The 505-nt window shown below is 66.1% G+C and carries 1 protein-coding gene; it reads left to right on the top strand.

Going from position 1 to position 505, the window contains the following annotated elements:
- On the top strand, positions 1-505 hold a 505-nt coding region (locus I6F21_RS37630), incomplete at both ends, for a rhodanese-like domain-containing protein (RefSeq protein ID WP_249787627.1).

Here is a 505-nt window from a genome sequence, read left to right as displayed (position 1 = left end):
ACGTTGATCGTGCTGTACGGCGTGCACGATGGCGTGGACCTCGCCCCGCGCGCGGCGGCCAAGCTGGCTGAACTCGGCTATACGCGCGTGTACCTGCTCGAAGGCGAACTCGATGGCTGGCGCGCAGCCGGCGGCGAAGTGTTCCAGGACGTGAACGTGCCGAGCAAATCCTTTGGCGAATACGTGGAGGCACACCGCCACACGCCGTCGCTCAGCGCGCAGGAAGTCAAGGCGCTGCTTGATGCCAGGCGCGACGTGGTGATCGTCGATTCGCGCCGCTATGAAGAGTTTCAGACCATGAGCATCCCCACGGCGACGAGCGTGCCGGGTGCCGAGCTGGTGTTGCGCATCCGCGAGCTGGCACCGGACCCGACCACGCAGGTCATCGTCAATTGCGCGGGACGCACGCGCAGCATCATCGGCACGCAATCGCTCGTGAATGCCGGCATCCCCAACCCGGTGGCGGCACTGCGCAATGGCACCATCGGCTGGCTGCTGGCCGATC

It is taken from the genome of Bradyrhizobium sp. NBAIM03 (genome assembly GCF_020194055.1).
GTDB classification, from domain to species: Bacteria; Pseudomonadota; Alphaproteobacteria; order Rhizobiales; family Xanthobacteraceae; genus Bradyrhizobium; species Bradyrhizobium yuanmingense.
This window is presented reverse-complemented; position numbering and strand designations above follow the sequence as displayed.